This is a genomic window from Knoellia sp. 3-2P3 (genome assembly GCF_029223115.1).
GTDB lineage: Bacteria > Actinomycetota > Actinomycetes > Actinomycetales > Dermatophilaceae > Pedococcus_A.
This window is the reverse complement of sequence record NZ_JARGZE010000001.1, coordinates 584,287-601,619: the sequence shown is the minus strand read 5'-3', so window position 1 is coordinate 601,619 and position 17,333 is coordinate 584,287. Positions and strand designations below refer to the sequence as shown.

The 17,333-nt window shown below is 70.9% G+C and carries 23 protein-coding genes and 2 tRNA genes; 13 read left to right on the top strand and 12 right to left on the bottom strand.

The window, feature by feature from the left end; all coding sequences use genetic code 11:
• Positions 1–9: 9 nt before the first annotated feature.
• The 7 genes from gyrA (at position 10) to P0Y31_RS02920 (ending at position 4,909) form a co-directional block, all read left to right on the top strand.
• The gene (gyrA, locus tag P0Y31_RS02950) at positions 10–2,652 is read left to right on the top strand and encodes a DNA gyrase subunit A (RefSeq protein WP_275867084.1); all 2,643 of its coding nucleotides are present in this window, start codon (positions 10–12) and stop codon (positions 2,650–2,652) included.
• On the top strand, positions 2,649–3,155 hold the full coding sequence (locus P0Y31_RS02945) for a DUF3566 domain-containing protein (protein WP_275866568.1): 507 nt from the start codon (positions 2,649–2,651) through the stop codon (positions 3,153–3,155). Before gyrA ends, P0Y31_RS02945 begins: the two co-directional genes overlap by 4 nt.
• A 149-nt stretch (positions 3,156–3,304) precedes the next feature.
• A tRNA-Ile gene (locus P0Y31_RS02940) sits at positions 3,305–3,381 on the top strand.
• A gap of 45 nt (positions 3,382–3,426) precedes the next feature.
• Positions 3,427–3,552 carry a DLW-39 family protein gene (locus P0Y31_RS02935; protein ID WP_275866567.1) on the top strand — a complete coding sequence of 42 codons (126 nt, stop codon included), beginning with the start codon at positions 3,427–3,429 and terminating at the stop codon, positions 3,550–3,552.
• Positions 3,553–3,599: 47 nt separating this feature from the next.
• A tRNA-Ala gene (locus P0Y31_RS02930) sits at positions 3,600–3,675 on the top strand.
• Positions 3,676–3,844: 169 nt separating this feature from the next.
• Positions 3,845–4,309 carry a DUF4395 domain-containing protein gene (locus tag P0Y31_RS02925; protein ID WP_275866566.1) on the top strand — a complete coding sequence of 155 codons (465 nt, stop codon included), beginning with the start codon at positions 3,845–3,847 and terminating at the stop codon, positions 4,307–4,309.
• Between the two features lie 186 nt (positions 4,310–4,495).
• Positions 4,496–4,909, top strand: a complete 414-nt coding sequence (locus tag P0Y31_RS02920; RefSeq protein ID WP_275866565.1) for a hypothetical protein — start codon at positions 4,496–4,498, stop codon at positions 4,907–4,909.
• A 22-nt stretch (positions 4,910–4,931) separates the two neighbouring features.
• On the opposite strand, the gene P0Y31_RS02915 is transcribed toward P0Y31_RS02920, so the two are convergent.
• The 11 genes from P0Y31_RS02915 to P0Y31_RS02865 all read right to left on the bottom strand — a co-directional run bounded on the left by P0Y31_RS02915 (position 4,932) and on the right by P0Y31_RS02865 (position 12,767).
• The gene (locus tag P0Y31_RS02915) at positions 4,932–5,336 is read right to left on the bottom strand and encodes a DUF1622 domain-containing protein (RefSeq protein WP_275866564.1); all 405 of its coding nucleotides are present in this window, start codon (positions 5,334–5,336) and stop codon (positions 4,932–4,934) included.
• Between the two features lie 22 nt (positions 5,337–5,358).
• On the bottom strand, positions 5,359–5,868 hold the full coding sequence (locus P0Y31_RS02910; protein ID WP_275866563.1) for a hypothetical protein: 510 nt from the start codon (positions 5,866–5,868) through the stop codon (positions 5,359–5,361).
• 83 nt (positions 5,869–5,951) lie between these two features.
• Positions 5,952–6,239 carry a hypothetical protein gene (locus P0Y31_RS02905; protein ID WP_275866562.1) on the bottom strand — a complete coding sequence of 96 codons (288 nt, stop codon included), beginning with the start codon at positions 6,237–6,239 and terminating at the stop codon, positions 5,952–5,954.
• A 189-nt stretch (positions 6,240–6,428) separates the two neighbouring features.
• Positions 6,429–6,740: a hypothetical protein gene (locus P0Y31_RS02900; protein ID WP_275866561.1), complete on the bottom strand. Its 312-nt coding sequence runs from the start codon at positions 6,738–6,740 to the stop codon at positions 6,429–6,431.
• A gap of 60 nt (positions 6,741–6,800) precedes the next feature.
• Positions 6,801–7,220, bottom strand: a complete 420-nt coding sequence (locus P0Y31_RS02895) for a four-helix bundle copper-binding protein (protein ID WP_275866560.1) — start codon at positions 7,218–7,220, stop codon at positions 6,801–6,803.
• 190 nt (positions 7,221–7,410) lie between these two features.
• Positions 7,411–9,144 (bottom strand): hypothetical protein, encoded by a 1,734-nt coding sequence (locus P0Y31_RS02890; protein ID WP_275866559.1) that lies wholly within the window; start codon positions 9,142–9,144, stop codon positions 7,411–7,413.
• Positions 9,141–9,686, bottom strand: coding sequence for a hypothetical protein (locus tag P0Y31_RS02885; protein ID WP_275866558.1), 546 nt, complete (start codon positions 9,684–9,686; stop codon positions 9,141–9,143). Before P0Y31_RS02885 ends, P0Y31_RS02890 begins: the two co-directional genes overlap by 4 nt.
• Complete coding sequence (locus P0Y31_RS02880) at positions 9,686–10,285, bottom strand: sulfite exporter TauE/SafE family protein (RefSeq protein ID WP_275866557.1); 600 nt, start codon at positions 10,283–10,285, stop codon at positions 9,686–9,688. Before P0Y31_RS02880 ends, P0Y31_RS02885 begins: the two co-directional genes overlap by 1 nt.
• Before the next feature lie 102 nt (positions 10,286–10,387).
• Positions 10,388–11,233 (bottom strand): hypothetical protein, encoded by an 846-nt coding sequence (locus tag P0Y31_RS02875; protein ID WP_275866556.1) that lies wholly within the window; start codon positions 11,231–11,233, stop codon positions 10,388–10,390.
• 7 nt (positions 11,234–11,240) lie between these two features.
• Positions 11,241–11,795 carry a MauE/DoxX family redox-associated membrane protein gene (locus P0Y31_RS02870; protein WP_275866555.1) on the bottom strand — a complete coding sequence of 185 codons (555 nt, stop codon included), beginning with the start codon at positions 11,793–11,795 and terminating at the stop codon, positions 11,241–11,243.
• A gap of 93 nt (positions 11,796–11,888) precedes the next feature.
• Entirely contained in the window at positions 11,889–12,767 is an 879-nt protein-coding gene (locus P0Y31_RS02865; RefSeq protein ID WP_275866554.1) for a hypothetical protein, read from the bottom strand.
• 135 nt (positions 12,768–12,902) lie between these two features.
• Here P0Y31_RS02865 and P0Y31_RS02860 point away from each other — a divergent pair, with 135 nt between their 5' ends.
• The gene (locus P0Y31_RS02860; protein ID WP_275866553.1) at positions 12,903–13,421 is read left to right on the top strand and encodes a peptidylprolyl isomerase; all 519 of its coding nucleotides are present in this window, start codon (positions 12,903–12,905) and stop codon (positions 13,419–13,421) included.
• Positions 13,422–13,472: 51 nt separating this feature from the next.
• The gene (locus P0Y31_RS02855; RefSeq protein WP_275866552.1) at positions 13,473–14,378 is read left to right on the top strand and encodes a rhomboid family intramembrane serine protease; all 906 of its coding nucleotides are present in this window, start codon (positions 13,473–13,475) and stop codon (positions 14,376–14,378) included.
• A 312-nt stretch (positions 14,379–14,690) separates the two neighbouring features.
• Here P0Y31_RS02855 and P0Y31_RS02850 read toward each other — a convergent pair whose 3' ends face one another.
• Complete coding sequence (locus P0Y31_RS02850) at positions 14,691–14,939, bottom strand: cell division protein CrgA (RefSeq protein ID WP_275806058.1); 249 nt, start codon at positions 14,937–14,939, stop codon at positions 14,691–14,693.
• Between the two features lie 57 nt (positions 14,940–14,996).
• Between P0Y31_RS02850 and P0Y31_RS02845 the strand changes: the two genes are divergently transcribed.
• The 4 genes from P0Y31_RS02845 to P0Y31_RS02830 are packed head-to-tail and all read left to right on the top strand — an operon-like array spanning position 14,997 to position 17,321.
• Positions 14,997–15,749, top strand: coding sequence for a DUF881 domain-containing protein (locus tag P0Y31_RS02845; RefSeq protein WP_275866551.1), 753 nt, complete (start codon positions 14,997–14,999; stop codon positions 15,747–15,749).
• The gene (locus P0Y31_RS02840; RefSeq protein WP_275866550.1) at positions 15,746–16,447 is read left to right on the top strand and encodes a class E sortase; all 702 of its coding nucleotides are present in this window, start codon (positions 15,746–15,748) and stop codon (positions 16,445–16,447) included. The genes P0Y31_RS02845 and P0Y31_RS02840 overlap by 4 nt, the downstream gene beginning before the upstream one ends.
• A complete protein-coding gene (locus P0Y31_RS02835; RefSeq protein ID WP_275866549.1) occupies positions 16,447–16,668 on the top strand; it encodes a hypothetical protein in 222 nt (73 codons plus the stop codon). The genes P0Y31_RS02840 and P0Y31_RS02835 overlap by 1 nt, the downstream gene beginning before the upstream one ends.
• Complete coding sequence (locus P0Y31_RS02830; RefSeq protein ID WP_275866548.1) at positions 16,665–17,321, top strand: aminodeoxychorismate/anthranilate synthase component II; 657 nt, start codon at positions 16,665–16,667, stop codon at positions 17,319–17,321. Before P0Y31_RS02835 ends, P0Y31_RS02830 begins: the two co-directional genes overlap by 4 nt.
• The last annotated feature ends 12 nt before the right edge of the window (positions 17,322–17,333 follow it).

Below are 17,333 nucleotides of genomic sequence, written 5' to 3'. Positions count from 1 at the left end.
ACTGACGGAATGCCCCCGATCGAGACCGACCGCACCGAGGCGGTCGACCTCAACACCGAGATGCAGCGCAGCTACATCGACTACGCGATGACGGTCATCGTCAGTCGTGCGCTGCCGGACGTGCGGGACGGCCTCAAGCCGGTGCACCGCCGCGTCGTCTACGCCATGTACGACGGGGGCTACCGCCCCGACCGCGGGTACAACAAGTGCTCGCGCGTCGTCGGCGAGGTCATGGGTCAGTACCACCCCCACGGTGACGCCTCGATCTACGACGCCCTCGTGCGCCTGGTGCAGGACTGGTCGATGCGCTACCCGCTCGTCGACGGGCAGGGCAACTTCGGCTCGCCCGGTGACGACCCGGCCGCCGCGCCGCGGTACACCGAGTGCCGGATGGCGCCGCTGGCCATGGAGATGGTCCGCGACATCCACGAGGAGACCGTCGACTTCCGCGACAACTACGACGGCAAGACCCAGGAGCCCACGGTCCTGCCGAGCCGGTTCCCGAACCTGCTCGTCAACGGCTCCTCGGGCATCGCCGTCGGCATGGCCACCAACATCCCGCCGCACAACCTGCGCGAGGTGGCATCCGGCGCGCAGTGGTACCTGCAGAACCCCGAGGCTCCCCGCGAGGAGCTGCTCGAGGCGCTGATGAAGCGCATCCAGGGCCCGGACTTCCCGACCGGCGCGCTCATCCTGGGCCGCAAGGGCATCGAGGACGCCTACCGCACCGGCCGCGGCTCGATCATCATGCGCGCGGTCGTCGAGGTGGAGGAGATCCACAACCGGCAGTGCCTCGTCGTCACCGAGCTGCCCTACCAGGTCAACCCCGACACCCTCGCGCAGAAGATCGCCGAGCTGGTCAAGGAGGGTCGCCTGCAGGGCATCGCCGACATCCGTGACGAGACCTCCGGCCGCACCGGCCAGCGCCTGGTGATCGTGCTCAAGCGCGACGCGGTGGCCAAGGTCGTGCTCAACAACCTCTACAAGCACACCCAGCTGCAGACCAACTTCGGCGCCAACATGCTGGCGCTGGTCGACGGGGTGCCGCGCACGCTGCCGATCGACGCGTTCATCCGCCACTGGGTGGAGCACCAGATCGAAGTCATCGTCCGGCGCACGGCCTTCCGCCTGCGCAAGGCCGAGGCCGACATCCACATCCTGCGTGGTCTGCTCAAGGCCCTCGACGCGCTCGACGAGGTCATCGCGCTCATCCGCCGCTCCCCGACGGTCGAGGAGGCCCGCGACGGCCTGATCCAGCTGCTCGAGATCGACGAGATCCAGGCCGGCGCGATCCTCAACATGCAGCTGCGCCGCCTGGCCGCCCTGGAGCGCCAGAAGATCATCGACGAGCATGACCGGCTCGAGGCGCTGATCAGGGACTACCAGGACATCCTCGCCAAGCCCGAGCGGCAGCGGACGATCGTCTCCGACGAGCTCGCCGAGATCACCGAGAAGTACGGCGACGACCGACGCTCGAAGATCGAGTTCCACGACGGCGACATGTCGATGGAGGACCTGATCCCCGAGGAGGACGTGGTCGTCACCATCACCCGCGGGGGCTACGCCAAGCGCACCCGGGTCGACGCCTACCGCAGCCAGGGTCGCGGCGGGAAGGGCGTGCGCGGCACCCAGCTGCGCGGCGACGACATGGTCGAGCACTTCTTCACGACCACCTCGCACCACTGGCTGTTGTTCTTCACCAACCTCGGCCGCGTCTACCGGGCCAAGACCTACGAGCTGCCCGATGCCGGCCGTGACGCCAAGGGCCAGCACGTCGCCAATCTCCTGGCCTTCCAGCCGGACGAGCACATCGCCCAGGTGCTCGACGTTCGCGACTACGACCAGGCGCCCTACCTGGTGCTGGCCACCCGCAACGGCCTGGTGAAGAAGACCCGCCTGGCCGACTACGACTCACCACGCAGCGGTGGGCTCATCGCGGTCAACCTCCGCGACGGCGACGAGCTGGTAGCCGCCGACCTGGCCTCCTCCAGCGACGACCTGCTGCTCGTCTCGCGCAACGGCCAGTCGGCGCGCTTCCACGCCGACGACGAGACGCTGCGCCCGATGGGCCGGGCCACCAGCGGCGTCACGGGCATGCGGTTCCGCGACTCAGACGCCCTGCTGTCGCTCAGCGTCATCGAGGACGGCACCGACCCCGACGTCTTCGTGGTCTTCGAGAACGGCCTGGCCAAACGCACGGCCGTCTCGGAGTGGAGCGTCAAGGGCCGCGGCATCTACGGCGTCGCGGTCGCCAAGATCACCGAGAAGAACGGCCAGGTGGTCGGCGCCCTGACGGTCGACGAGGAGGACGAGGTCCTGGCCATCATGGGCAAGGGCAACATCGTTCGCTCGGGCGTCTGGGAGGTCACCCGTCGCGGACGCAACACCCAGGGCATGCGCTTCGTGACCCCGCCCAGGGGTGACGTCGTCGTGGCGGTCGCCCGCAGCGTCGAGCGCGAGGCGGACGAGGAGGCCATGGGCCAGGTGGCCGAGGCCACGCCCGACGAGCCCACCTCCACGGTGGAGCGTGACGGCGGTGTCCAGAACGGCGGTGCCGATGAGGCGAGCCGGGCCGATGATGCCGTACCGTCGGAGACGACCGACCAGCCGGCCGAGGCCGGCGAGCACGACGCCGCTGGAGGTAACGAGTGAGCACGGCAGGCCCGACGAGCACGTCGGCGCGCCCGCAGGGCCCGGGTTCCCGCCCGGGGCAGGGCGCCCAGCAGGCGGCACCGACCCGACCCAACCCCACCCAGCCCCGGCCCGGCGGCGCTCCGGCGCCCTCGGCCCGCAGCCGGCGCGTCAAGCTCACCGTCTCGCGGATCGACCCGTGGTCGGCCATGAAGATGTCGTTCCTCATCTCCGTGGCGCTCGGCATCGCCGGGGTCGTCATGGTGGCGGTGCTGTGGATGATCCTCTCCGGGATGGGTGTCTTCTCGGAGGTCAACCGCCTGGTCGGCACCGTGCTCCAGGACAGCGAGAACCCGTTCAACCTGATGGACTTCCTCGGCTTCGGCCGGGTGCTGTCCCTCTCGATCGTCATCGGGGTCATCGACGTCATCCTGCTGACCGCGCTGTCCACCCTCGGGGCGTTCCTCTACAACATCTGCTCCTCGCTCGTCGGCGGTCTGCAGCTCACGCTGACCGACGACTGAGATCCGGCCACGCGGCATACCGCGCGTCTGTGACCGCCCCCTCGCCCACCCGGGCGAGGGGGCGGCCGCCGTTTTGGAGTCCGGTATACCGGTGAGGTAACCTCATGCGTCGCAGGCCCCCTCACGGTCCTGCGGCGGAGATTGGTCACGGGCCTATAGCTCAGACGGTTAGAGCGCTTCCCTGATAAGGAAGAGGCCACAGGTTCAAGTCCTGTTAGGCCCACCAATCCCGAACTCGCAGTTCCTCGCCCGCGACCGGACGGAGAGCCTCATGGGGAAGAAGCTCCTGCTGCTGATCGCGACGGCCATCGGGGCCGCCGCCCTCCAGAAGAAGCTCAAGGACCAGCAGGCCGAGCGCGACCTCTGGCACGAGGCGACGGACAAGCCGACCAACTGAATCGACTCCCCCAGGACAGCCGCCGGCGCCTGGAAGTCACCCTCCCGGGGGCCATGGCGCAATTGGTAGCGCACCTGCTTTGCAAGCAGGGGGTTAGGGGTTCGAGTCCCCTTGGCTCCACCACAGGTCGACAGGCCCTTTCCGCACGACGGAGAGGGCCTTTCCTGTGTCCGGCGAGGGCTCTGCGGCGAGCACCCCTCGACGGTCTGCGCCCACCGACGCGCTCGTGCTCAACATTGGAGACCGCATACTCTGGATCGGAGTGGTTGGCCTACTTTCCGGAGAGACCCTCATGCCCGGCACCAGACTCGGCGCGTGCCCGCTCCGCGGCCAGGTCGATCCGCGCCTCCTGCGATTCAGCGCCGGGGCAACCGCCAGCGTTCTCGCCGTTGTACTGCTGATCGTTGACGTTGCCCGACCATTGGGCCTCGGCCTGCTCGCCTCCCAGGTCGCCGTGTTTGCTTTCACCGCGTTCGTCAGTTTTCAGTGGTCGCTGTGGGCGCAGATCTATGCCCGTCTCATCTGGACGCGGATCGGAGCACCGACCACATTGGAGGATGCGCGGCCGCCGAGATTCGCCCAGTTCTTCGGCTTCGTGGTCACTGCCTCGGCCCTGGCCTTCTTCGCGTTTGGCGTCGACGTCGCTGGCTACGGCCTGACGGCACTCGCCTTCGGCATGGCAGCCCTCAACGCCTCCACTGGTCTGTGTGTGGGCTGCAAGGCCTACCTGCTGTTCCGCCAACTGCCATCGTCCTGAACCCTGCGTCAGACCCGGGCCGGCAGAGTCCGGCCGTGCTCGGACGATGTCGATGCCTGCCCGGCAGGTCGCTTCGGACGGGTGACCTTGGCCTCTTCGGCGTTGAAGCAGAGCGACGGAGCGTGGAAGCGAGGGGGCGGCCGACGGGCGAACCCGTCGCAAGCCCAGCACGCGAAGGAGAAGACGATGCCCAAGCTGTCGAAGTCCACCGCTGCATCCCACATGGTCGTTCCCGGCTACGCCGACACGTACGAGCAGGAGGTCGGTGACTGGACCGTCACCATGTCAAACATGTTCGTCGACCTCGACGAGACGCCATTCTTCAAGGGCGCCCCGAATGACCAGTGCCAGGCGCACCACGTGGGCCTCGTGGTCAAGGGCAAGTTCGGGATTCGCAAGGCCGACGGGTCGGAGGAGATCTACGAGACCGGCGACGCGTTCGTCATCGAACCGGGACACATCCCGCTGAACTTCGCTGACAGTGAGTACGTCGCCTTCACGCCCACCGCCGAGGCGAAGGAACTCTCGGCGGTGGTCATGCCCAACATGGTCAAGTACGCCCAGGAGCACGGCGTCGAACTGCCGGCGGAGCTGCTCTAGCACCGTCGACGCCACCCGCGTCTCAACGCTGGTCGCCCGCCTCCTTGGCGTGCGTCGCCGCACGCCCGAGGAGGCCGGCGCCGCTGGCGGTCGCCCGGCGCCAGGGCGGCACACCCTCGATCTCGATCTGCAGGGAGAAGCTCAGGAAGGTGCGGATCAGCACGATCAGCCCGAGGACGAGCACGTTCTCCAGCGACGGCTCCACGGCCACGGTGCGGATGAGGTCGGCCGCGACGAGGATCTCCAGGCCGAGGAGGAGCACCCCGCCGAAGGACTCGCGCAGCACGGCGTAGGCCTGTCGACCCTCCGTGCGACGCCACACACCCGCGGCGAGCACCACCGACCAGAGCAGGCCGAAGACCAGCACCCCCACGCCGATCGCCTCGAAGGCCTTGCCGGCATACTCCATCAGCTCGACGAAGGTCATCGCTCCTCCCCTCCTGCCGGGCTCAGTTGCTCAGCAGCTCGGCGGGAACGGCGCAGTCGAGGCCGACGTCGTTCATGCGGGTGACGATCGACTGCCCCTCCTCGTCGACGGGGACCTTCAGCGACAGGGCGCCCGACCTCCCCTTGGCCAGCGCGGCGGCATACGTCTCGCGCGCCCGGACCAGCGCCTCCCAGTCCTCCAACCACCCGGGCATGGGCCGGTCGTTGTTGACCAGGTCGGGACCCAGCCCGCGGATCTGCCCGACCATGAGCCCGACGGCCTCGTTCTGGGCACGAATGGCCTTGACCCGTTGGGTAATCGACGCCTCCGACGGTGGCGCCAGCCGGTGCACGCTCTGCCGCATCATGAGGCAGGCGGCGTTGCTGGTGCGCACGATGAGTGGCTGGTCGACCACCTCGATACGGTCGTGGGTGGCGTAGCGCCACAGGCCGAGCAGCGTGACGGCCACCAGCGCCAGCCCGCCGAGGACCGAGGCCACGGCGACCCAGTGCCGCCAGCGCTGCTCCGCCATGGGGTCATGGTGCGACGCCGGGCCGGCGGCGCCCAGCGCAGCGTGCAGGACGCTCGCCTACGTCACAGGGGTGAGATCGTGCGTCAGAGGTGGAGAAGTCGGTCGATGAGCGACGGCCCGACCATGAGCACGAGGATCAGGGTGTTGAGCACGAGGGCGGCCTTGCCCGCCCGGCCGGCACCGGTGCGCACGGCCTTGACGCCGAGCACCACCCCGGCGACGAGCGGCAGCACCCACAGCAGGCTGGCCGCGAGCCACGGCAGCCACGCCTCGATGTAGGCGACCTCGCCGCCCTCGACCTCCGCGCCGAGCCACTCGCCGACGACGCCGGAGAGCCCGATGAACGCAGCCGTCCACACGGCGAAAGCCACCAGCATCCCGAACGACCATCGGGCCAGGCGCAATGCCTGGTGTTGTACCGGCGTCCTGTGGTGGTTCTGGCGATGACCCCTCGTCTGCACGGTCATGGTGCTCGCCTCCTCTGGGCAGCACCATCGTGATGGTCTCGCGCAAGGCGCGGCAGAGGACAAGGTCCCCGAAGGAGGACGGGTGCAGGACGCTCAGCCGGGCAGGTCGCGACTCGCGCGCAGCGACGGCAGGTCCGGCAACGGCCGCCGGGGCTCGCGCACCCCGGCCGACCCTCCCGGGGCGGCCTCGCCGAAGACCCCGATCAGGCGAGGACCACGGACCCGGCGGTGGCGGTACACGGCATACAGGTGCTCGTGGTCATCGCGGCCCAGCGGCCCGGTCACCGCGAAGGCCCGACGGGCGCGCATGACCGCCTCCCCGGGACTGGCTGCACTGATCTCGAGCGCCCGGCCGGGCTGCTGCTGGGGACCCCGCCCGTGCTCCACCACGTCGTAGATGGCCATGCACTCCAGCATGGCCCGGTGCAGGCGCGAGCGACAGTCCCCGGGGCGGGACGGATCAGGTCAGGTGACCGGCTCGAGGGCGGAGAGCAGCTCGTCGCAGGCCTCGACGCAGCGGCGGCAGGTCTTGGCGCACACCTCGCAGTGCAGGTGCATGTCGCCGTGCTTCTCGCACTCGACGGCGCAGGCGTGGCACATGGCGCGGCACGTCTGCAGGAGCGAGATGAGGAGCTCGTTAGAGGTGGCGCCCGGGTGCCGCGAGAGCACCTTGGCCGTCGCGTCGCACACGTCGGCGCAGTCGAGGTTCTTCTGGATGCAGTCGCGCAGGTCGGCGACCATCTCCTCGGACAGGCAGGCGTCGGCGCAGGCCGTGCACGAGTACACGCACTCCAGGCACGCGAGGATGCAGTTCTTCAGCACGGCCTCGTCGAGCTCGCCGACTCCCTTGGGGTGGGTCCTGAGCATCTCGCTCACAACGGTCATGGTTCCTCCGTCCGGATCGGGGTGGTCCTATTCGGGCACAGATCCGGGATGCTCGCCACCGGAGATTGGCGTATCGCGCCGATGTCGGGAACTCGTCTGCGCCGGCCGTGGCGAGCCGTCCCCCCACCTGCTGCCGGCGACCGGTCCCCCACCTGCTCTGGCGGCCCTGACCCCACGGCCAGCGCGACTTTCAGGCCGTGATGGTGCCGCCCTCGAACTGGCAGGTCAGCCGGCTCCCGTCGGAGACCGTGTCGCTGACCGGGTAGCCGTACCGGCCGCTCGCCCCTCCGGCTGCCTTCCACTCCCGCAGCACGTCGCCGTGCACGAGCCGCGCGGCGCCGCTGCCCAGCGCCCAGAGCTCCCCGCCCTGGAAGACCTGGTGCGACCCGCGCGAGTCCGAGGCCGCGTTGCCGGTGGGGTAGCCCAGGACACCGCCCTCACGTCCGTTGGCCTGCCAGCTGGTGTTCATGACCCCGGCGACGGCGACGGTGGGGGTGTCGGCACTGCCGCAGATCCGACCGGTCTGGAAGTCCTGGAGCCACCCCTGACGCGCCAGCCCCGAGGTGCGGTTGCTGCGCGGGTAGCCCAGGCTGCCGCCCTCGCGGCCGGTGGCCGCCCACACCGAGTAGGCCTCGCCGTAGATGGACTTGGTGCCGGTGGAGGCGCTGTCGAGGATGACGCCGCGCTGGAAGTCCTGGCGCCAGCCGCTGTCGCGCAGGCCGGAGATGCGGTTGCTGCGCGGGTACCCGAGCAGCCCGCCCTCGCGCCCGGTGCCGTCCCACTGGGCATAGGCCTCGCCGTAGACGGACTTGGTGCCGGTGGAGGCGCTGTCGAGGATGACGCCGTACTGGAAGTCCTGGCGCCAGCCGCTGTCGCGCAAGCCGGAGATGCGGTTGCCGCGCGGGTAGCCCAGCACCCCGCCCTCGCGCCCGGTGCCATTCCACTGGGTCCAGGCAGCCCCGTAGACCACCTTGGCGGCGGTCTGCGGGCTGTCGGCGATGGCGCCGTGCTCGAAGAGCTGCACCCAGCCGCCGGAGCGCAGCCCGGTCAGCAGGTCGCTGGTGGGGTAGCCCAGGACGCCCTTGGGTCCGCCCACCTGGGCCCAGAGGTTCTTCACCGTGTTGGGCACCGCACGCGTGCCGGTCTGGGTCGTCCGGTAGATCGAGCCGCCCTGGTAGACGACGTAGGTCCCCCGGCCGTCCCCGACGGAGGCGATCGGACCGGTGGACGCCTTGAGGAAGGAGCCCTGCTCGCCCATCGCCTTGTACTTGGCCGCGATGTAGCCCCACTGGGGAAGGCTCGGGGCGCTGTGCTCGGCGGTGCGGTCGTCGCGCAGAGAGGTCGTCGTGCAGTTGGCCCACTGGTACGGCGGCACGCAGCTCACCACCCGGCAGTGCACGCCGCCGCTGCACTTCACGTGCGTGTTGCACTGGCCGTAGCGGAAGGCGTTGCAGCAGATGCGGCGCTGGTCGCAGCTGGCCGTCGACCCGGTGCCGCAGCTGCAGTTCCAGCAGCCCTTGTCGCAGATGTGGTCGCCGCTGCAGCCCGTCGAGCACTTCGAGCACGAGGCGTTGCAGTCGACGATGTAGCGGTAGCCGCCGCCGCACCAGGACGAGTCGGCCGCCTTCCACCACCCTGCGGCGAAGCTGCCGGGCGGGCACGAGTTCACGCCCTTGTTGATGGTGCTGCAGAAGACCGTCCACCCGCTCGAGGCGGTGTTTCCCGGTCCGCAGATGGTGCTGTATGCCGTGATCGGCCGCAGCGCGTACGCCCTGGGGTTGGTGGCCAGCGCCGACCCGGCGACTGCCGCCCCGACGAAGAAGCCGCGCCGCCCGACGTTGCCGAACCGCTCGGAGACCCGGCTCACCAGCCCGACCAGGCCGCGCCGCTCCCCGCCGGTGATCTGCTCCAGGGTGCTGGTCATGACATCTCCCCTCGTCGGACCATCGTGGCCCTGTCGGTGACCTGCAGGCCGCGCACCACCTCGGCGGCGCGGGGCACGGTGGCCATCCGGCGCGAGTGGCTCCCGATGACGGTGAAGAGGCAGAACGCCCGGCCGCCGACGCTGAAGAAGTGCTGCGAGGCGCTGCGCCCCGGCAGCGGCCGCTGGAGGCGGTTTGGCCCGAACTGCGAGGGGGCCAGCCGGGGCATGCCCTGGTCGGCGAAGAGTCCCTGGTCGGCGACATCGGAGCCGTACTCGACGAGGGAGATGAAGACGTCCTCGGAGCTGAGCAGGTCGACGACCCCGCTGCCGAAGTCGCCGCGCCCGGTGGGCAGGTCGATGGTGCTGGCGTGCAGGATCGGCCGCATCACCTCACCGTTGGGCTCGACGGCCTCGGCCGCCATCCCGCGCAGGCCCGGCGACACCCCGTTGGGCACGCTCTGGGCCGGCGTCGCCCGGCGCTCGATCGCGAGGCGCCAGCCCTGCGGAGGTGCGCACCTCAGTCCGTACTTCTCCACTGCCATCAACTCCCCAATGCAGCGGCGCCCAGTGCCACCGCTCCTGCCGCCAGTGCCACCCTAGCGAGGGCATCCGCCGGTTTTGTCCACTTTTCGACCGTGCTGAAGATTCTGTGCAAGGAGGCTCGGTCCCGCACCCCGGCCATCGCCACCGAGGGCAGCGCCCGCACCAGCCCGAAGACGCCCCCGATGAGCAGGCCCGCCGCCGGCGAGCCGGACAGCAGCGCCAGCACCACCACGGCATACGTCGTGGAGCTCGTGACGATGGTGACCAGCCCGAACCCCAGCTGGGCGCCGAAGCCGACCCCGTAGACCCAGCCGCGGTAGCGGGTCAGCCACTGCTCGTCGACCTGGCGGCGCCACGACGGCAGCTCGCGCCCGCCGACCCGCAGGTCGAGCGCGAGTCCGGCCAGCAGCAGCAGGGCGGCCAGGCCCAGCGCCCACGGTGAGGACCGCCAGGCCGCGGGGAGCACCGAGCCGAGCAGGCCGAAGAGGCCACCGAGGGTGAGGCCCCCGACCAGGGACCCGATGACGTATGCCGTGGTGGTCACCCACCAGCGGGAGGCGCGGGCCCGCTCACCGAGCGGGCTGATGCTCGAGAGCATCGACTCGCCTCAAGGCGACCACGTGGCCCGGACAGCAGCCACGGCGGCCATCGGCAGGCCGATGACGAGGGCGAGGCGGGTGGGGTCCATGTCGGGTGGGGCTCAGTGCCCGTGCTGGTGGGCGTGCGTGTGCTGCTCGTGCGGGTGGTCGTGCACCTCGCCGGGTTCCGCGTCCGGCGACTCGTAGAGGCTGGGGTGCCCGGGGTGGATGCCCGAGTCGAGCAGCTCCCGGTCCATCCGCGGCAGGTTGTCGTGCTCGCCCCGCTCGGAGACCTCGCCCCCGCCGAGGGTGCCGGGGCCGGTGCGCCCGGCGGCGGCGCGGGCGTCGGCGGAGTCGGCCACGGCCTGGCGCATGAGGTCGCGCACCTGCGGCCACGTGGTCGAGGAGCCCTCACCGGTGATGACCCCGTCCTCGACGAAGACGAAGTAGGGCGAGCCGGGGATGCCGTAGTCGGTCCAACCCGCGGACGACTGCACCACCTCGAGGCGGTCACCGGCGAGCTGGCGCAGCGTGGTGACGCTCTCCTCCGCGGGGCCCTTGGCCACCACGACGAGCCGGGCGTCGCCGGGCACGTCGACCGGGCCGTGGCGGAACTCCTCCCAGAAGGTCTGGCAGACGCTGCAGCCGCTGGAGAGGAAGGCCAGCAGGGTGCGCTGCCCCTGCCCCGTCACCGTGACGGTGCGCTCCTGCCGGTCGAGCGTGGTCCCAATGACGTCGGCGGCTCGGCTCGACTCGGGGCGGGCGTTGGCCACCACGCCGCTCTCGAGGTCGACGCTCACCGGGCCGGGGCCGCCCGACGCGCCGGGGCCGGCCTCCTTCTCGAGCTCGAGCCCGGCGCCGAGCTCGTGCAGGGCCTTCAGGATGAGCGCGTGGCTGCGCAGCAGCCCGAGGACGAGCACCCCGAGAAGGGCGATCGCCACCCCCTCGGCGATCACGATGGCAAGCATGGGGTCATCACCTTCTGTTGGTGGACGCGGTCTCGAGGGCCGCGCCCGTGCTGCGGACGGCGGCCGGGGTCACGGTCGGCAGGACGGCCAGGGCCTGCCACACGAGGAAGGTGATCAGCGCCGCGAGGGCCAGCGTGCCCACGAGCGTGGCAGGGTCGGTCGACCACCCGGCGCGCTCCGGTGCGACCGCCACGACGCCGCCGAGGACGGCGAGCCCCGCCGTGACCGCGAGGTGGCTGCGGGTGGGCGGGGTGTCGGCCTTGCCGAAGCAGCCGCACGAGCCCAGCACCCCACCGCGCCGCAGCGCCAGCGACACGAAGCCGGTGAAGAGCAGGTATGCCGCGCAGACCAGGGCCGCGTTCAGCGCACCCGGGCGGGCGATGGCCCACAGGCCCAGGGCGACCTCCGTCGCGGCGATGCCGCGGACCAGCGACCGCCCGGCGGGCAGACCCGCGGAGCGAAGGGCCCGCACCAGGGGCATGGGGTCGCCGATCTTGGGCACCCCCGCACCGACGAGGAGCGCGGAGGCGGCCAGGAACGGCGCGGCGAGCTCACCCGACATGGGCCATGACCCTACCCCCAGTGACGGCGGGAGGGGAGACGCGACAGGGCCGGGCGCCGTTCGGCGCCCGGCCCTGTTCGACCATGGGGTGGGTCAGCTCGAGGAGCCCTTCCCGCCGTTGCCCTTCGCCGTGCCGCCGGCGTCGGTGCCCGTGGTGCCCTCGGGGGTGGACTCGAACGGCGTGTCGGTCGCAGCACCCGTCGGCATGCCGGTCACGTCGTCGACCGGCGTGACCACCGTGGTGTCCTCGTCCTTCTTGCCGGCCTTCTCCTTGGCCGCGTCGGCGACCTCGGAGGCCCTCTCCTTGGCCGTCTCCGCAGCAGCGGTGGCCTTCTCCTTGGCGGTCTCGGCCAGGGAGGTCACCTTGTCCTTCGCGGCGGCCGTGGCCGACCCGCTCGCGCCGCCCACACCGGTGCCCGCCGTCCCGGGGGCGGTGTAGGTGTCGCCCAGCGGCGTGGCCCACGGGTCCTCGCGCGGCGCGGACTTCTTGAAGAACGCCGCCGCCGCGGCAGCCACCGCCGCGAGGATGCCCAGCGTCAGCAGGACCTTGCCCTTGCGGTGCCGGGGCTTGGCGACCGCCTCTCCCTTGAGCACCGAGAGCGCGTCGCCGCTGCGGTCGGTCAGGTCGACGGCGTTGGCGCGCGCGGCCGCCGAGGCCGCGGCGACCGCTGCGATGGCCTCGGCCACCTTCGGCAGCAGGTCGTCGACGATCTTGTCCCGGGCGGTGTCGACCTTGGGGGCGAGCCCCTCGACGGCCCGCTCCAGCTTCGGGGCAGCCACCTCGATGCCGTGCTCGACGCGGGGCATCGCCCAGTCCTTGGCCTGCACGGCGCGCTCGCGGGCGACCTCCGCCGCGGCCTCCGCGGCCGGAACAACGCGCTCCTTGAGCTGAGTCATCTGGGCGGCCGCCTGCTGGGCCTGTGCCTGCGCCTGCTCTTGTACCTGCTCGGACTTGCTCTTGGTGCGGAACACCATGCCTCCTTGGGTGAGCTCGTTGCGTCTGACGCCCATCCTGCCGTGTTTCACCCGCTGGGCAACCCCGAAGCCCGCATCGGGGCCACAGGGTGAGCAGGGCCACGGTGGTCCCCACGTGGAAGGATGCCCACCATGAACGTCACCCTCCACACGAACCACGGCGACATCAACCTGACCCTCTTCCCGGACCACGCGCCCAAGACGGTCGAGAACTTCGTCGGCCTGGCCACCGGGCAGAAGGAGTACAAGGACGACGCCGGGCGGACCAGCCCCACGCCCTTCTACGACGGCCTGAAGTTCCACCGCGTCATCCCCGGCTTCATGATCCAGGGCGGCTGCCCGCTGGGCCAGGGCATGGGCGGGCCGGGCTACGCCTTCGACGACGAGATCAGCCCCGACAAGGACTTCACCAAGCCCTACATGCTGGCGATGGCCAACGCCGGCAAGCGCATGGGCAAGGGCACCAACGGGTCGCAGTTCTTCATCACCGTCGGCCAGACCACCTGGCTGCAGGGCAAGCACACCATCTTCGGCGAGGTCGCCGACGGCCCGAGCCGCGAGGTCGTCGACGCGATCGCCGGCGTCCAGACCGGTGCGAACGACAAGCCGGTGCAGGACGTTGTCATCGAGAGCGTGACCGTCGGCGAGTAGGGCCGGCAGCACCGACCCGGCAGCGAGCGAGACCACAGGTGAGATGGATCGATGAGTGAGCCCACGGCATACCAACAGCAGGCCCCGCCTGTCTGCCCCCGGCACCCCGACCGTGTCTCCTACGTCCGCTGCCAGCGCTGCGGCCGCCCGACCTGTCCCGAGTGCCAGCGGGCGGCCGCCGTCGGGGTGCAGTGCGTCGACTGCGTGAAGGCCCAGGCGGCCACCGTGCGCTCGGCGACCACCGTCTTCGGCGGCCGGGTCACCGACCGCCCCGTGGTCACCATCACCATCGTCGCCCTGTGCGTGCTCGTGTGGATCGCCCAGCAGGCCGACGCCAGGGTGACCGCGCAGATCTGGTTCATCCCCGCCCTCGGTGAGGAGGAGCCGTACCGCTTCCTCTCCTCCGCGTTCGCGCACGCACCCCGCCAGATCATGCACATCGTGTTCAACATGCTGGCGCTGTGGCTGGTGGGTGGGCAGTACCTCGAGCCGCTCCTCGGCCGCCTGCGCTACGCCGCGCTGTACTTCCTCAGCGCGATCGGCGGGTCGGTCATGCTGCTGCTGCTCGCGCAGCCGCCGTCCGGCCCGGTGGTGCGGTGGGAGGACCTCGGCTCGTGGGGAACCCCGGCGGTCGGCGCCTCGGGTGCGGTCTTCGGCCTGTTCGGCGCCCTGCTCGTGCTGAACCGCAAGCTGGGCCGGTCGTCCTCGGGCATGTACGCCACCCTCGTGATCAACGCGGTCCTCGGCTTCGTCATCCCCAGCGTCGCCTGGCAGGCGCACCTCGGCGGCTTCCTCACCGGTATCGCGGTGGCCGCCGTGTTCGCCGCCACGCAGGAGCGCACCAAGCGCCGCTGGCAGTGGCCGGGCGTCGCCCTGGTCGGCGTGGTGGTCGTGGTGGCGGCGCTCGCCAAGTACGCCCTGGCCCCCGACCTCGGCGTCACCTTCGCGCTCGGCTGAGCCCCGCACCGAGCGCCACCCCGGCTCGCACCCCTCTCGACCACAGGCCCCGGCACCACGCCGGGGCCTACGTCTTTCTCCGTTCCTTTGTGGACGGGCCCCTCGTCCTTTTGCTGTATTACACGCCTGTCATTTGTCCCCAGCTGGGGACAAGCCTGTGGACAAGCCCCAGATCTGTGCACACGGCATACCCATCTGTGGATAACCGGGGGACAACGCTGCCGCAGGCGGGAGAAGCCGAAGGGGCCCTGCGCGGCCGCCGCTCGGGAAGAGCGGCGCCCTCGCAGGGCCCCTTGCAGGCGGAGCGAGCGGTCAGCGCCAGCGGGTCGTCATGGCGAAACCGGCCATCATGAGGCCGAACCCGGCGGCGAGGTTCCAACGGCCCCACGCCTCGACCGGGTACTGCTGGCTCGAGATGTAGAAGGTCACGACCCAGATCAGGCCCAGGACCATCAGGCCCAGCATGACCGGCACGAACCATGGTGGGTTGCCGACCTTGGCCTTGGCGGGCTTGGCGGGCGGGGTGTAGGCGCGCTTCTCGCGGCCCTTGGACTCCGGCACCGGACACTCCTCGTACTCGTGAACAGCGGGGGGATGCGTTTGGCATAGCGTAGTGCCATGCCCAGCCAGCGCCTGACGTGGTTGACGCGGCGCCCGACCTTCTGGTCCGCCGCGGTGCCCCTCGTTGCCCTGGGCGCCGGCGTGCTGTTCGCCACCAGCGCGTCGACGGCTGCCGGCACCGACCTGCGCTCGAGCGCGTCGGGGCTGCCGGACGTCATCCGCGAGCAGGCGCGCCGGAACGCCGAGACCGCGGCCCAGGTGCGCAGCCTGCAGGCGGAGGTCGACCGGCTCTCCTCCGACGAGGCCCCGGGCGACGTGCGGGTGACCCAGCTGACCGAGCAGGCCGAGGCGCTCACCGCGTCCGCCGGCACCCGAGAGGTGCGCGGGCCCACCGTCTCGGTCGAGCTGCGGGACGCCCAGATCCCCTCCGACCAGCTGCCGGAGGGGTTCACCGTCGACGACATCGTCGTGCACCAGCAGGACGTCCAGGGCGTGGTCAACGCGCTGTGGGCCGGGGGCGCCGAGGCGATGATGATCATGGACCAGCGGATCATCAACACCAGCGCGGTCCGGTGCGTCGGCAACACCCTCATCCTGCAGGGCAGGGTCTACTCCCCACCGTTCGTCATCACCGGCATGGGCAACCCGCAGGCCATGCTCAAGGCGCTCGACGACAGCCCCGCGGTCGACATCTACCGGCAGTACGTGGACGCCATCGGGCTGGGGTATGAGGTCAGAACCAGCCCAGAGCGGACATTCCCCGCCTACGCTGGCTCCGTGAACCTCGAGTACGCCTCGGTGCCCCGTTGAACCGCGCTGTCCGCTGGGTGGTCGGGGGCCTCGGCGACATCCTGGTGACGGCTGGCCTCGTGCTCCTGCTCTTCGTCGCGTGGCAGCTGTGGTGGACCGACGTCGAGGCGAACCGCGCGCAGGATGGCACGGTGCAGGCGCTGGCCCGCGACTTCGGCGGCAAGGGGGGCACCGCGCCGACGGCCGTGCCCAACGAGAAGCCCGCGCCGGTGAAGTTCGGGGAGGCCTTCGCGATCGTGCGGATCCCGCGGCTCGGCGCGGACTACGCCCGGCCGCTGCTCGAGGGCACGGACTACGAGACCCTCAAGGAGGGCCTCGGGCGCTACGAGGGTGCTGCTGAACCGGGTGCCATGGGCAACCTGGCCATCGCGGGGCACCGCACGACCTACGGCCGGCCGCTGCACGACATCGACCGCCTGCGCAAGGGCGACAAGGTCATCGTCGAGACCAGGACCGGTTACTCCGTGTATGCCGTGGACAGCCACGAGATCGTGCCGCCCACCGCGGTGGAGGTGCTCGCGCCGGTGCCGAACAAGCCCGGCGCCGCGCCGAACGGCGCATGGCTGACCATGACCGCCTGCCACCCGAAGTACAGCGCGGCCGAGCGCTACATCCTGTTCGCCAAGCTGGTGCGGACCTACCCCCGCGAGCAGGGACTGCCGCCCGGCACCCTCGCCGTCCCCGGAAAGAGCTCCTGATGATCTACAGCGCCCTCTGGCGGGCCCTGCCCGGGCCGACGGTGCTCAAGGCGGTGCAGGCCCTCGTCCTCGTCGCCCTGGCGGTGGCGGTCCTCTTCCTGTGGGTCTTCCCTCGCATCGCGCCGTCGATGCCGTTCAACGAGAACACGGTCGGAACCGCGCTGCCGGCCGGCTCCCCCTTCGGCGCCCACGGCGTCGAGACCGCACGGGGTGGGGCATGACCCGGGTGCTCGTCGTCGACAACTACGACAGCTTCGTCTTCACGATCGTCGGCTACCTGGAGCAGATGGGCGCCGACTGCACCGTCGTGCGCAACGACGCCGTCACCCCCGACGAGGCCGCCTCCTTCCACGGCGTGCTGGTCTCGCCCGGCCCGGGCACCCCGGCGGAGGCGGGGGTGTCGATGGCCATGATCGAGGCCTGCGCCGAGCGCTCGCAGCCGATGCTCGGGGTCTGCCTGGGCCACCAGGCCCTCGGCGCGGTCTTCGGCGCCGACGTGGTGCGCGCCCCCGAGCTGCTGCACGGCAAGACCTCGCAGGTGTTCCACGACGGCACGGGTGTGCTCGAGGGCCTCCCGTCACCGTTCACCGCCACCCGCTACCACTCGCTGACCATCGACCCGCCGACCCTGCCTGACGAGCTCGTGGCCACCGGCCACACCGAGTCGGGCGTGATCATGGCGGTGCGCCACGCGACCCTGCCGCTGCACGGCGTGCAGTTCCACCCCGAGAGCGTGCTCACCGAGGGCGGCCACCGCATGCTGGCCAACTGGCTCGCGGTGTGCGGCATGGCCGACGCGCTGCAGCGGGCCGACGGCCTCAGCCCGTTGGTGCGCGACGCCGAGGGAGTGGCCAGGATGGTCGCCGCCGGCTGACCCTCTCGCGTC